This window comes from Rhodococcus zopfii NBRC 100606 = JCM 9919, assembly GCF_001895025.1.
GTDB lineage: Bacteria > Actinomycetota > Actinomycetes > Mycobacteriales > Mycobacteriaceae > Rhodococcus > Rhodococcus zopfii.
Genome location: NZ_BCXI01000004.1, coordinates 54,794 through 69,608 on the forward strand (window position 1 = coordinate 54,794; position 14,815 = coordinate 69,608).

A 14,815-nucleotide genomic window follows, 5' to 3' on the forward strand; every position below is an offset into this window, starting at 1 on the left:
GAAAGTGAGCATTGTTCATGCGTTTAGTCCCGAGGTTGTCGCAGCGCCTCCGCAGCCGGGTGCTCGGCACCGCAGCTGCCGCGCTCGTGCTGCCGGTCGCGGCCGGTGCCGCCGGAATCACCGCCGCAGTTGCCGCCCCCGCGCAGTCCGCCCCGATCGCGCACAGCGCGCCGGCCGGCGGCTTCGAGGAAGTCTTCGTCGACTCCGACATGGGCCCGATCAAGGTGCAGATCCAGTGGGCCGCTCGTGGTGGCGACGCCGCGCTGTACCTGCTCGACGGTCTGCGTGCACGCGATGATGCGAACGCCTGGTCCTTCGAGACGAACGCACTCACGCAGTTCGCCAATGACAACGTCTCGCTCATCATGCCGGTCGGCGGTGAGTCGAGCTTCTACACCGACTGGTACTCGCCCAGCAACCTCAACGGCCAGGACGTCACCTACAAGTGGGAGACCTTCCTGACCGAGCAGCTGCCCGGATACCTCGCGACGCGCGGCGTCTCGCCGAACAACAACGGCATCCTCGGCCTGTCGATGGGTGGTTCCGCCGCCCTGACGCTGGCCGCGTACCACCGCGACCAGTTCAAGTTCGCGTCCTCGCTGTCGGGCTACCTCAACCTGTCCGCTCCGGGCATGCGTGAGGCCATCCGCGTCGCGATGCTCGACGCCGGCCGCTACAACGTCGACGCGATGTGGGGCCCGCCGTGGAGCCCGGCCTGGCTGCGCAACGACCCGTTCGTCTTCGCACCGAAGCTCGAGGGCCTGTCGCTGTACATCTCGGCGGCCAGCGGCCTGCCCGGCCAGCACGACAAGCCGCAGGGTCTGACCGGCGTCTACAACACCGGTAACGCGATGGGCCTCGAGGCGCTGTCCCTCGTCCAGACCCGCGCGTTCCAGGTGAAGCTGGCCACACTCGGCATCTCGGCCTCCTTCGACTTCCCGGCCCGCGGCACCCACGCGTGGAAGTACTGGGAAGACCAGCTGTGGAAGGCCCGCCCGCAGATCCTGGATGCCCTCAACGCGCACTGACGCCGAAGGCGCTCGACGCGCGACCGTCGCGTCGACCGAGCGCTGAGGCGTCCCACTCGGACGCATATCGGCGCACACTGCCGGCCATCATGCCGCCCGATCACCCCCCCACGGGGTGGCCGGGCGGCATGTGTCGTTGTGAACAAATTTCCCACCAGTCACAGCGCGCCGTCGTCGATCCCGGGACTTTCCCGTGTACAAACGATCTTCGGACGCAGTGGAAGCGACCTTCGAACGCGGAGCAGTCACAAATTCCGGAGACGAAGCAGGCACACGACCTTCGGATGTGGCCTCGGCTCCCGCGAACGGCCCGGCAACGCAGGAAGTGAGCGATGCACATGCGAACAGCGATCGGCGGTCCACGAGTGAAGCGACGGATCCTGGGCGCACTCGCCGCGACACTGGTCGCGCCGATGGCGGCGGGACTGACCACCGTTGCGGTCGCCTCCGCGGAACCGGCCCGGACCGCTCCCGTTGCGACGCAGGCCCCGGCCTCGGGTATCACCGTCCAGCGGGTCGATTGGCTCACCGATCGCCGCGTCGCCGTGTGGATCAACTCCCCGTCGATGGGAACGCCGATCCAGGTCCAGTTGCTGTTGGCCCGGGACTGGAACATCCGGCCCGACGCGCGCTTCCCCGTCGTGTACCTGCTCGACGGTATGCGCGCGCAGGACGACGAGAGCGGCTGGACGCTCAACACCGACGTCGAGGCGTTCTTCGCGGAAAAGAACATCAACGCCGTGCTGCCCATCGGCGGCCAGTCCAGCTTCTACTCGGACTGGGTGGACCAGAACAACGGTCAGAACTACAAGTGGGAGACGTTCCTGACCAAGGAATTGCCCCAGGTCCTCGAGCGCGACTGGAGGTCCACGAGCACCCGCGCTGTGGTCGGTCTGTCCATGGGCGGCACCGCCGCGATGTTCCTGCCCGCACGCAATCCCGGCTTCTTCCAGTTCGCGGCGTCCCTGTCGGGCATCCTCACCACCACGACGCTGGGCATGCCCGAGGCCATCGGGTACGCCATGCAGGACGCGGGCGGCTTCGACGTCGATGCCATGTGGGGTCCGCCCGGCAGCGACACCTGGGAGTCGCACGATCCGTACCTGCTGGCCGAGAAGCTGCGCGGTGTGAGCCTGTACGTATCCAGCGGAAGCGGCAGCACCGGCCCGTACGACCAGCCGTCGGGCGTTCCCGGTGTGAGCACCAACTACGCGGGCATGGGCCTCGAGATCCTGTCGCGGCTGACCTCGCAGGCGTTCGCGACCAAACTCAACAAGATCGGGATCCCGGCGCAGGTCGTGTACCGCCCGTCGGGCACGCACTCGTGGCCGTACTGGGAGTTCGAGCTGCACCAGCTGTGGCCGCAGCTGGCGAACACGCTCGGTGTGCCGGTGGAGAAGCCCGTGTGCTCGGCGGCCGGCTCGATCGCGGACACCGCGGGGGCCAACCCCTGGCTCGGTGACTGCGTCACCGCGGAGTACCCCGTGGCCGGCGGCCGGGTCCAGGACTTCCGGTTCGGCCGGGTCTTCGCGTCCGAGGCGGGTACCTTCCCGGTCGGCGGTGCCATCGGCGGCGCCTACCAGGGCAGCGGCGGCCCGGCTGGTCCGCTCGGCTACCCGAAGACCTGGGAGAACGGCACCCCGGACGGTCGCGGGCGGTTCAACCACTTCCAGCACGGTTCGATCTACTGGACGCCGCAGACCGGCGCCCACGCGATCCGCGGTGCGATCCTCGACGAATGGGCGCGGCAGGGCTGGGAGGGCGGTCCGCTCGGCTACCCGGTGCTCGACGAGGTCGCGACGCCGAACAAGCCGGGTGTCGTTCAGGGCTTCGAGATCGGCGCGCTGTACTGGAGCGAGCCCACCGGCGCCCACGCCGTGCAGGGCATGATCCTGGGCAAGTACGGCGAGCTCGGATACGAGAACGGCTGGCTCGGCTTCCCGAAGACCAGCGAGATCCCCGTGAAGGACGGCGGCCGCTTCAACGAGTTCGAGGGCGGCAACATCTACTGGAGCCCGCTGACCGGCGCCTGGCCGGTGCGTAACGGCGCAATCTTCGACGCGTGGAAGGAAGCCGGGTACGAGAACGGCCGGCTGGGCTTCCCGATCAGCGACGAGTTCCCGATCGAGGGCGGAGTCCGGCAGAACTTCCAGGGCGGGTTCGTCACCCGGGTCGGTGACGTCACCGCAGTGACCCCCTAGGGCCGCTCTCGACCGCAGGGTCGCAGGCACCTATCGTCGGGCGGTGATCGGAGCGACGGCTTCGGTCACCGCCCCGCGCTCTCTGTAGCCTGGGGCGGTGCCGGCGCCATGCTCCTGCCGGCTCACGACACCGTTCGCCCATCAGACCGTTCGCTCACGAAACCGGATGCGAGGACACCACCACATGCCTGCACGGACCCGTTCGCGCTCGACCCGTGTGGTCGGCGCCTGCGTCGCCGCACTGACCGCCGCCGCTGTGCTGGGCGCCTGCGGAAGCGACGACTCCACCGCGACGAGCACCCCTTCGGCCACCACGTCCGCGGCGGCCACGTCCACGTCGGCGGCCGCGACGACCACGGCGGGTGCCGAGAGCTCCGCAGCGGAGTCCACCCAAGCCGGCGCACCCGTGACGAGTCCCGGCGAGGCCGCGACCGCACCGCCGGCCGAGCCCCAGACCGCTCCCGGCTTCCCCGGCCCGACCGAGGTTCCGACCGATGCGCGGGACGCGGCGTTCCTCGACGCACTGCGCGCGGAGGGCGTCGAACCGTCCGGTGACGGCAGCAGCGCGATCAACACCGCCAACTACATCTGCGGCGCGATCGACCAGGGCGGCAGCGACGAAGAGATCAAGACGATCGTCACGGCACTGGTCGGCAGCGACGCCGTCGCCGCGGGTGTCGAGATCACCGAGGAGCAGGCCGCCCAGACCGCGGACATCTACATCGCGACCGCCCGCTCGACCTACTGCAGCTAGGGGATTCACAGCATGATGGCCCGGACGAACAAGAGGCGGCGCGGACGCGTCGTCGTCGTGATCGTTGCGCTTCTCGTCCTGGTCGTCGTGCTTGCGCTGTGGTACATCCTCGCCGGGCGCCTGCCCGCACCGGGCCCGTTGCTTCCGCCGACGCCGGAAAAGCCGCAGTCGCAGCCGGCCGAGTGCCCCGACGTCCAGGTGGTCGCGGTGCCCGGCACGTGGGAGTCCGCGGTCGGCGACGATCCGTACAACCCGACCGCCAATCCGTTCTCGTTGATGCTGAACGTGACTCGACCGCTGCAGCAGCAGTTCGATCCGCAGCGCGCGGACGTGTACACCGTGCCGTACGTGGCGCAGTTCTCGAACCCCGTGGCGCTGCCGCCGGACGGTCAGCAGTCGTACAACAACAGTCGCACCGCGGGCACCGCGGCGACGGAGGACATCCTGAGCCGCCGCTCGGCCGAGTGCCCGCTCACGTCGTACTTCCTGACGGGCTTCTCCCAGGGTGCGGTCATCGCCGGTGACGTCGCAGCGAAGATCGGCGCGGGGAACGGACCGGTGCCCGCGGACCGTGTTCTCGGTGTCGCGCTCATCGCCGACGGTCGACGCGACCCCGACGCCGCCCCGACGATCGGGCCGCCGGTCGCCGGGGTGGGAGCCGAATTGTCGCTGGCCGGTCTGAAGCTGCCGGGGATGAGCTTGACCGGGCCCCGGCCCGGCGGGTTCGGTGAGCTCGCCGACCGGACCGTGCAGATCTGCGCGCCCACCGACGGCATCTGCGATGCGCCGCCGGATGCACTCAGACTCGGCAATCTGCTCGCGAGTGCGCCGCGGCTGCTCGAGTACTACAACAACCCGGTGCACGCGATGTACAACACGTTCGTCGTCGACGACGCCGGGACCACGTCGACGCAGTGGGTCGCGCGCTGGGCGTCGGAGAAGATCGAGGCAGCGCCGACGCCTCCGGAAGAGTGATCCACGGGGTGGGTTACCGGGCGGTAGTGTTGGGCATCACGACCCGATACAATCTCTCCACCGTCGGCACTTAGACTCGACAATCGGCTGCGTCCGGAGTGTCCGGGCCGTGGCGCACGGACACAGCACACGGGAGAGAAGGTTCGATGAGCGCCACCGACGGCTCCGCAGCACTTCAGCCGCGGAAGTTTCGCTTCGCCGCCGGTGGGGAAGGCAACGCCGAGGAAGGCGGGGCCAGACGTTTCGTCAAGCTCGCCCAGCGGGCCGAGGAACTGGGCTACGACAGCTTCATGATCCCGGACCACCTGGGTAACCAGGTCGGCCCGATCGCCGCGCTCGGTGCCCTGGCCGTGGCGACCGACAGGATCCGGATCGGCACCGCGATGCTCGCGAACGGGTTCCGGCATCCCGCGATCCTCGCGAAGGACGCCGCGACCATCGACGTGCTCTCCGGTGGCCGACTCGAACTCGGTCTCGGGGCCGGGTGGATGAAGGACGAATTCGACAAGGCGGGCATCGCCTACGACCGTCCCGGGGTGCGTATCGAGAAGCTCGAGGAGACGCTGCAGATTCTCGACGTGCTGCTGCGCGGGCGGGAGTGCACGTTCGAGGGCAAGCACTACCGCGTCGACGGTCTCAAAGGCAGTCCGCGGCCGCGTCAGGGGCCGCGACCACCGATCGCGGTCGGTGGTGGTGGGCCGCGCATGCTCGCCCTCGCGGCGCGGTACGCCGACATCATCTCGGTGGCACCGCCGACGAACAGTGACGGAAAGCTGTTGCTGTCCGGCATCACGATGGACAGCACGATCGAGCGGGTGGACGTGATCCGGCGGGCCGCCGGTGATCGTTTCGCCGACATCGAGTTGAACTGGACTATCACCATGATCCTCGTCACCGATGACAAACAGCAGGCCGCAGAGATGGCGCTGGGTGCGCTCGATCAGGGATTCCCCCCGAACATCGAGGTCGATACCCGTCTGACGGTCGACGACATCCTCGAATCCCCCTACCTGGCAATCGGTTCGCACGAGGAGATCGCCGAACGGATTCGTGCGGTGCGGGCGAAGACCGGTATGTCGTACGTCGGTGTCTTCCCGACCCAGATGGAGGCCTTCGCGCCCGTGATTCCCCTGCTCGCTGGGGAATGAGGCAATGAGGATCTGTAACATATTCGTGATCTCGGACCGATGAATCGGTCCGACAGGTTGCACGTTCGCACGCGACGAAGCTGCGAGGGTGCCACTGTCCGTGTAGCGCGAACGAACGAATCGCGAAGTAAGGAACGGGGCGCAACCATGTCGGGTGGTTGTGGGATCGCTTCGACAGGGAGAAGGAATTGAGCGTCGGTTTCGAAGAGTTCATCGATGAGAACGGTCGGATCGTTCTGCCCGAGGGCAACACGCTGCTCGATCACCTTGAACAGCACACGCACGGCAACGGCGGCGATCTCGCGTACCGGTACATCGATTACTCCCGCGAGCGCGACGGAGAGGTGCACGAGCTGACGTGGCACCAGTTCGGCGTGCGGATGCGCGCGATCGCCTCCCGCCTCCAGCAGATCACCAAGCCGGGTGACCGTGTCGCGATCCTCGCCCCCCAGGGCCTGGACTACGTCGTATCGTTCTTCGCGGCGATCTATGCCGGCGCCATCGCGGTGCCGCTGTTCGATCCGGACGAGCCGGGGCACACCGACCGCCTGCACGCCGTGCTCGGCGACTGCACGCCCAGCGCGATCCTGACGGCGACGTCGTCCGCTGCCGGCGTCCGCCAGTTCTTCCGTCCGCTTCCGGCCGCGGAGCGCCCCCGCGTCATCGCGGTCGACGCCATCCCCGATTCGGTCGCCGACACGTGGACACGCCCGGAAATCGGTACCGACGACGTCGCCTACCTGCAGTACACCTCGGGCTCGACCCGGGTCCCGGCCGGCGTGGAGATCACCCACCGGTCGGTGCTCACCAACGTCGTGCAGATGGCCGACTCGATCGAACTCAACGAGACCTCCCGCGGCGTGACCTGGCTTCCGCTGTTCCACGACATGGGTCTGCTGACGGTGATCCTGCCCGCCATCGGCGGCAAGTACATCACCATCATGAGCCCGCGCGCGTTCGTGGCGCGGCCCGGCCGGTGGATCCGCGAACTGGCCGCCGTCTCCGACGGCGCCGGCACGTTCGCCGCCGCCCCGAACTTCGCGTTCGAGCACGCCGCCGCGCGTGGCCTTCCGAAGGCGGGGGAGACCCTCGACCTGTCCAACGTGATCGGGCTGATCAACGGCAGCGAGCCGGTGACCACGTCGTCGATGCGCAAGTTCAACGAGGCGTTCGCGCCGTACGGCCTGCCGAAGACCGCGATCAAGCCGTCGTACGGCATGGCGGAGGCGACCTTGTTCGTGTCGTCCACCAAGCACAGCGACGAGGCGAAGGTCATCTACGTCGACCGCCACGAGCTCAACGCGGGCCGGATCGTGAAGGTGGATCCCGAGACCCCGGGCGCGATTGCGCAGGTCTCCTGCGGCTACGTCGCGCGCAGCCAGTGGGCGGCGATCGTCGACGCCGAGACCGGCGCCGAGGTCCCCGACGAGCACGTCGGTGAGATCTGGCTGCACGGCGACAACATCGGCATCGGCTACTGGGGCCGCAAGGACGAGACCGACGAGACGTTCCACAACCGGATCACGAACCGTCTCGACGACAACAGCCACGCCGAGGGCACCGCGCCGGACGCCAACTGGTTGCGCACCGGTGACTACGGCGTCTACATCGACGGCGAGCTGTACATCACCGGTCGCGTCAAGGACCTGGTGATCGTCGACGGCCGCAATCATTACCCGCAGGACCTCGAGTTCTCGGCGCAGGAGGCCAGCACCTCGCTGCGCCCCGGCTTCATCGCGGCATTCGCGGTCCCGGCGAACCAGCTTCCGAGCGACGTGTTCGAGAACGAGGCCTCCGGCCTCAGGTTCGACGCCGACGATGCTTCCGAACAGCTCGTGATCGTCGCCGAGCGCGGCCCGGGGGCCGGCAAGGCCGATCCGCAGCCGATCGCCGACGCGGTGCGCGCGGCGATCGCGACCCGCCACGGTGTGACGGCACGCGACATCCTGCTGGTCCCGGCCGGATCCATCCCGCGCACGTCCAGCGGCAAGATCGCACGCCGGGCCTGCAAGGCCGCCTACATCGAGGGAACGCTGCGCGGGGGCTATCAGCAGCAAGCATTCCCCGATAGCGTGTAACAATTGTTCTCTTTCACGGGTAGCGTGGTGGGTTGATGGCTGACATTGAAATGACCGTCGCGCAGCTGCGCGAGTGGCTGCGGAACTGGATCGCCGACGCGACCGGGCAACCGGCGTCGCAGATCTCCGACGATCGTCCGATGGAGGAGTTCGGCCTCTCGTCGAGAGACGCCGTGGCCCTCAGCGGTGAGATCGAAGACCTGCTCGGCGTCACGCTCACTGCGACGATCGCGTACCAGCACCCGACCATCGCGTCGCTGGCCACCCGCATCATCGAGGGCGAACCCGAGGGGCCCGCCGCCGCCGACGAGGCGTTCTACGCGGTCGGCGGCATCACCGGTGCCAAGGACATCGCGATCGTCGGCATGTCCACCCGGCTGCCCGGCCACGTCGACACTCCCGCGCAGATGTGGGAACTGCTCGCCGAGGGCCGCAGCGGCGTCACCGACCTGCCGGAGGGCCGCTGGTCCGAGTTCGACGGCGACCCGGTCGTATCCGAGGCCATCGCGAACGCCAACACCCGCGGTGGCTACCTCGACGACGTCAAGGGCTTCGACGCCGAGTTCTTCGCGATGTCGCCGCGCGAGGTCGAGATGGTCGACCCGCAGCAGCGGCTCGCGCTCGAACTTGCGTGGGAAGCGCTCGAGCATGCCCACCTGCCGGCGAGCGAGCTCAAGGGCGGCTCCGTCGGTGTGTTCATCGGCAGCTCGGCCAACGACTACCAGCTGCTCGCCGTCGCCGACCCGTCGGCGGCGGACCCGTACGCGATCACCGGTACGTCCACCGCGATCGTCGCCAATCGGGTGTCGTACTTCTTCGATTTCCGCGGCCCGTCGGTGACCCTCGACACCGCGTGCTCGTCGTCGCTCGTCGCGGTGCACCAGGCCGTGCGCGCGCTGCGCGGCGGCGAAGCCGACGTCGCCCTCGCCGGCGGTGTGAACATGCTGCTCGCGCCCGCCGGGACCCTCGGCTTCGACGAGACCGGCATGCTCACCGCGGACGGCAAGATCAAGGCGTTCTCCGCCGATGCGAACGGCATCGTGCGGGCCGAGGGTGGCGGGCTCGTCGTCCTCAAGCGGCTCGAGGACGCCGAACGGGACGGTGACAACATCCTCGCCGTGATCGCGGGCTCGGCCGTCAACCAGGACGGACGTTCCAACGGTCTGGTCGCCCCCAACCCCGACGCGCAGGTCGACGTGCTGCGCCGCGCCTACCGCGATGCGCAGATCCTGCCGTCCGGGGTCGACTACATCGAGGCGCACGGCACCGGCACGGTGCTCGGCGACCCGATCGAGGCCGAGGCGCTCGGCAAGGTCGTCGGCCGCGGCCGCGACGCCGACAAGCCCGTCCTGCTGGGCTCCGCCAAGACCAACTTCGGGCACCTCGAGGCCGCGGCCGGTGCCGCGGGCCTGATCAAGGTCGTCCTCGCGATGCAGGAGAACCACCTGCCCGCATCCCTGAACTACACCGCCCCCAACCCGTACATCCCGTTCGAGCAGGCCCGCCTCCAGGTGATCCCGAACGGCGCCGACTGGCCGCGCTACACCGGCGCCGCCGTCGCGGGGGTCTCCGGATTCGGGTTCGGCGGCACCAACGCGCACGTCGTGGTGCGCGAATACACCGGGCCCGCCGGCCGGGCCGATTCCGAGGCAGAGGTCGAGATCCTGCCGGAGGAGACCGAGCTCCTGCCGGAAGAGGCCGTGGCCGCCGAGAGCGCACCCGCCGTCGAGCTGCCCGTGCTGCTCGCGGTGTCCGCGGCGCTGCCGTCGCGCCGCCGCCGGGCCGCCGCGGACCTCGCGGACTGGCTCGAGACCGAGACCGGCAGCACCACGCCGCTCGCCGATGTCGCCCGCACCCTCGCCCGCCGCAACCACGGCCGCTCGCGTGCCGTGGTCATCGCGAAGGACCGCGCCGAGGCCATCGCCGGACTGCGCGCGGTCGCCGCCGGCAAGCCGGCACAGGGCGTCTTCAGCTCGGACACCCCCGCAACCAAGGGACCCGTGTGGGTGCTGTCCGGCTTCGGTGCCCAGCACCGCAAGATGGCCAAGCAGCTCTACCTCGAGAACCCGGTGTTCGCCGCCGCGGTCGACGAGGTCGACGAACTGATCTACGACGAGTCGGGCTACTCCATGAAGGAGAAGTTCCTCGACGACGCGCAGGACTACGACGTCGAGACCGCCCAGGTCGGCATCTTCACCATCCAGATCGGCCTGGCCGCGCTGCTGCGTCACCACGGTGCCGAACCCGCCGCGATCGTCGGACACTCGATGGGTGAGGCGGCCGGCGCCTACATCTCCGGCGGCCTGTCGCTCGAGGACGCCGTGCGCGTCATCTGCGCGCGGTCGCGGCTGATGGGCGAGGCCGAAGCCGGCCTCGAAGGTGACGACATCCGCCTCATGGCGCTCGTCGAATACAGCGCCGACGAAATCTCCGCGGTGCTCACGGACTTCCCGCATCTCGAGGTCTGCGTGTATGCGGCGCCGACGCACACCGTCATCGGCGGACCGCAGGACGAGGTCAACGCGATCGTGGCGCGGGCCGAATCCGAGGAGAAGTTCGCCCGGGTCCTGCAGACGAAGGGTGCGAGCCACACCTCGCAGGTCGATCCGCTGCTCGGTGAGCTCGCCGCCGAACTCGCCGGCATCGAACCGCACCGCCTGAAGGTGGACGTGTACTCGTCCGTCGACCAGGAGACCCTGTACCGCGCGGGCCACGACGGCATCCACCCGGTCGAGTACTGGACGAAGGGCATGCGGCACAGCGTGTACTTCACGCAGGCCGTGCGGCAGGCGCTCACCGCCGGGCACACCACGTTCGTCGAGCTCAACGCCAACCCCGCGACCCTCATGTCCGTCGCCGCCACCGCGTTCGACGCCGGCGTGCAGGACGGCCAGTTCATCCAGACGCTCAAGCGCAAGGAAGACGAGTCGCTCGGGGTGCTCACCGCGCTCGCGCAGCTGTACACGCACGGGCACTCGGTGGATCTGCGCAGCCTCCTGCCGGAGGGCGACTACGCGGACCTGCCGCGCACCGCGTTCCTGCGCAAGGAGTTCTGGCTGCGGACCCGCATCGGCAGCGGTGGCAACGGACGGGTGCCCGGCGCGCGCGTCGCGCTGCCCGACGGCCGCTTCGCGTGGGAGGTGCAGGCCGGTGCGGTCACCGATCCGGCCGCCCTCGCGACCGCCGCCGCCGCGCAGGTGTTCGCCGACGTGACGCTGCTCGCCAGCGTCCCGCACGCGCCGATCCCGGCCGCGGGCACGCTGACCACGACCCTCACCCCGCATCCCGGCGGCGCGTCCCTGCAGATCCATGCGAAGGACGCGGCCGGGTTCACGCTCGTCCACGAGGCCGTCGTGTCCTCCGGCGAGGTGCTGGCGGAACCCGTCGTCGCGCCCGTCGAACGGTCGACCGGACCCGTCGAGGAACTCCCCGAGGTCGTCGAGTCGTTCGGCGACCGGTGGGATCCGGAAGGTTCGCAGAGCCTCGAGGACCGGCTCGCGCTGATCGTCGCGGAATCGATGGGATATTCCCCCGAGGACCTGCCCGTCGAGATCCCGCTCATCGACCTGGGTCTCGACTCGCTGATGGCGGTGCGCATCAAGAACCGCGTCGAATACGAGTTCGATATCCCGCAACTGCAGCTCGCGGCGGTCAAGGACGCGAGCCTGCGCGACGTCGCCAAGTACCTGCGGTACGCGGTCGACAACCGTGAGGAGGTCGCCGCGCTCGCCGCACAGCAGGCTGCGGAGAAGGCCGCCGAACGGGCCGCGGAGGAAGCCGAGGACGCCGCGAACGCGGTCGCGGTGCCGCCGGTCGAGAACACCACCGTCGTCGCCGAGGCCGAGGCCATTCTCGCCGAAGCCGACGCCGCGAAAGCGCAGGATGCGGGCGCCCGGGCTGAAGCCTCACAGGCCGACATCACCGATCAGCAGGCCGTGGCCGAGGCATCCGGTGCGCACGTGCCGCCGCGCGACGCCGCCGAGCGCCTGACGTTCGCGTCGTGGGCGGTCGTCACCGGCGAATCGGCCAAGGGCATCTTCGACACGCTGCCGATCCTCGACGACGACACCGCCGAGCGGCTCGCCGCGCGCCTGACCGAGCGGTCCAACGGCGAGATCACCGTGGACGACGTGCTCGACGCCGAAACCATCGAGCAGCTCGCCGAGAGCGTGCGTCAGCACCTCGAATCCGCCGACCGCATCGACGGCCTCGTCCGGACGCTGCGGCCCCGGTCCGAGGGTTCCGACGCCGTGCCGGTGTTCGTGTTCCATCCGGCCGGTGGATCCACCGTGGCCTACGAGCCGCTGCTCAAGCGCCTGCCCGCCGACACCCCGATGTACGGGTTCGAGCGGACCGAAGGCCCCATCGAGCAGCGTGCCGCCGCATACCTGCCGCTGATCAAGGAGATCCAGGGCGACGGCCCGTACGTGCTGTACGGCTGGTCCCTCGGTGGTGTCCTCGCCTACGCGGTCGGGCGGATGCTCCGCGCCGAGGGCAAGGACGTGCGGTACGTCGGCCTCATCGACACCGTCATGGCCGGTGAGAAGGTCGAGGACACCCCGGAAGAGATCACCAAGCGCTGGCAGCGGTACGCGAAGTTCGCGAAGAAGACCTACGCGGTCGATGCGCCGCTGCCGTACGAGCAGCTGGCGCAGGCCGACGACGACGGTCAGATCCGTATCCTCATGGACCTGCTCAAACTCAGCGGCGCCAAGATTCCGGGCGGCATCATCGAGCACCAGCGCACGTCCTGGCTCGACAACCGTGCCATCCAGACCGCGAACCTCGAGCGTTACGACGGCGACGTGGTGCTGTACATGGCCGACAAGTACCACGATGATGCGATAGACCTCGAGCCGGCGTTCGGAACCCGGCAGCCCGACGGGGGGTGGGGCGAGGTTGTCCGGAACCTGGAAGTGGTCCACGTCGGTGGCGACCACTTGCAGATCGTGGACGAACCGTACATCGCGAAGGTGGGGGCCGACCTGACCCGGAAGCTGGCCGAGATCAAGGCCACGAGGAGCTGAACGAGTAGTGACCACCACGGCAGAAAAGCTCGCCGACCTGCGTAAGAAGCTCGAGATCGCGAAGGAGCCCGCGGGCGAGATCGCGATTGCGAAGCGCGCGAAGAAGGGCATCCCGAGCGCACGGGACCGCATCGACATGCTGCTCGACAAGGGCAGTTTCATCGAGATCGGCGCGCTCATGCGCACGCCCGGGAACCCGGACGCGTTCTACGGCGACGCCGTCGTCGTCGGGCACGGCCTCGTCGACGGGCGGCCCGTCGCGGTGTTCTCGCACGACCAGACCGTTCTCGGTGGCAGCGTCGGCGAGATGTTCGGCCGCAAGGTGTCGGCGGTCCTCGAGCACGCCCTGAAGGTCGGCTGCCCTGTCGTCGGGATCAACGACTCCGGTGGAGCCCGCGTCCAGGACGCGGTGACCTCCCTGGCGTGGTACGGGGAAATCGGTAAGCGCAGCGAACCGCTGTCCGGGCTGGTCCCGCAGATCTCGGTCATCGTCGGCAAGTGCGCCGGTGGTGCGGTGTACGCGCCGATCAACACCGACGTCGTGGTGGCGACCGAAGACGCGTACATGTTCGTCACCGGACCCGACGTCATCAAGGCGGTCACCGGTGAAGAGGTCAGCCTCGAAGAGCTCGGCGGTGCCCGCAAGCAGGCCGAATACGGCAACGTGCACCACATCGCGCCCGACGAGAAGGCGGCGTTCGAGTGGGTGCGCCAGTACCTGAGCTACATGCCGTCGAACGCGCAGGAGAAGCCCCCGGTCGTCAACCCCGGTCTCGAACCGGAGATCACGTCCGACGATCTCGAACTCGACACCTTCATGCCCGACGCCGACAACGCCGGCTACGACATGCACGACGTCCTGCTGAAGATCTTCGACGACGGCGAATTCTTCGAGCTCCGGTCGCAGGTCGCGCCGAACATCATCACCGGCTACGCGCGCGTCGACGGGCGTCCGGTCGGTGTCGTCGCAAACCAGCCCATGTTCCTGTCGGGTGCGCTCGACGCGGCGGCCGCCGACAAGGCCGCGCATTTCGTGCGGGTCTGCGATGCCTACGATATTCCGCTCGTGTTCGTCGTCGACACTCCGGGCTTTCTGCCGGGCGTCGAGCAGGAGAAGATCGGCGTCATCAAGCGCGGCGGTCGCTTCCTGTTCTCGTACGTCGAGGCGTCGGTGCCGAAGGTGACCGTGGTCGTGCGCAAGTCGTACGGCGGTGGTTACGCGGTGATGGGTTCCAAGCAGCTCGGCGCGGACATCAACCTGGCGTGGCCGACGGCCCGCATCGCGGTGATGGGTGCGGAGAGCGCGGTCGCGGTGATCGGCCGCCGTCAGATCGAGGCCGCCGGCGACAATGCCCCCGCCGTGCGTCAGCAGCTCATCAACTTCTACAACGAGCACGTCGCGACGCCGTACATCGCGGCCGAGCGCGGCTACGTCGACGCGGTGATCGAGCCGTCGACGACCCGCCTCGAGATCCGTCGTGCGCTGAACCTGTTGCGCGACAAGAAGATCTTCAAGAACCCGCGCAAGCATCACCTGCTCCCGCTCTGACGCACTGCTGGATGCTCACGGATTCGGAATTTGCCCGCTGTACAGCGTGAGCGGA

8 protein-coding genes are annotated in these 14,815 nt (G+C 68.8%); all 8 read left to right on the forward strand.

What is annotated here, in order from left to right:
- Positions 1-17 precede the first annotated feature (17 nt).
- The 8 genes from RZ1_RS03440 (at position 18) to RZ1_RS03475 (ending at position 14,760) form a co-directional block, all read left to right on the forward strand.
- On the forward strand, positions 18-1,028 hold the full coding sequence (locus RZ1_RS03440) for an alpha/beta hydrolase (RefSeq protein WP_072809254.1): 1,011 nt from the start codon (positions 18-20) through the stop codon (positions 1,026-1,028).
- A 338-nt stretch (positions 1,029-1,366) separates the two neighbouring features.
- Positions 1,367-3,229 (forward strand): alpha/beta hydrolase-fold protein, encoded by a 1,863-nt coding sequence (locus RZ1_RS03445; protein ID WP_139281760.1) that lies wholly within the window; start codon positions 1,367-1,369, stop codon positions 3,227-3,229.
- A gap of 184 nt (positions 3,230-3,413) precedes the next feature.
- On the forward strand, positions 3,414-3,983 hold the full coding sequence (locus RZ1_RS03450; protein WP_072809257.1) for a DUF732 domain-containing protein: 570 nt from the start codon (positions 3,414-3,416) through the stop codon (positions 3,981-3,983).
- A 15-nt stretch (positions 3,984-3,998) separates the two neighbouring features.
- A complete protein-coding gene (locus RZ1_RS03455) occupies positions 3,999-4,958 on the forward strand; it encodes a cutinase family protein (protein ID WP_072809298.1) in 960 nt (319 codons plus the stop codon).
- 146 nt (positions 4,959-5,104) lie between these two features.
- Positions 5,105-6,106 carry an LLM class F420-dependent oxidoreductase gene (locus tag RZ1_RS03460; RefSeq protein WP_072809259.1) on the forward strand — a complete coding sequence of 334 codons (1,002 nt, stop codon included), beginning with the start codon at positions 5,105-5,107 and terminating at the stop codon, positions 6,104-6,106.
- Positions 6,107-6,294: 188 nt separating this feature from the next.
- Complete coding sequence (gene fadD32 / locus RZ1_RS03465; protein ID WP_072809300.1) at positions 6,295-8,184, forward strand: long-chain-fatty-acid--AMP ligase FadD32; 1,890 nt, start codon at positions 6,295-6,297, stop codon at positions 8,182-8,184.
- A gap of 50 nt (positions 8,185-8,234) precedes the next feature.
- Positions 8,235-13,211: a polyketide synthase Pks13 gene (pks13, locus tag RZ1_RS03470; RefSeq protein ID WP_072809261.1), complete on the forward strand. Its 4,977-nt coding sequence runs from the start codon at positions 8,235-8,237 to the stop codon at positions 13,209-13,211.
- 7 nt (positions 13,212-13,218) lie between these two features.
- Positions 13,219-14,760, forward strand: a complete 1,542-nt coding sequence (locus RZ1_RS03475) for an acyl-CoA carboxylase subunit beta (protein ID WP_072809262.1) — start codon at positions 13,219-13,221, stop codon at positions 14,758-14,760.
- The last annotated feature ends 55 nt before the right edge of the window (positions 14,761-14,815 follow it).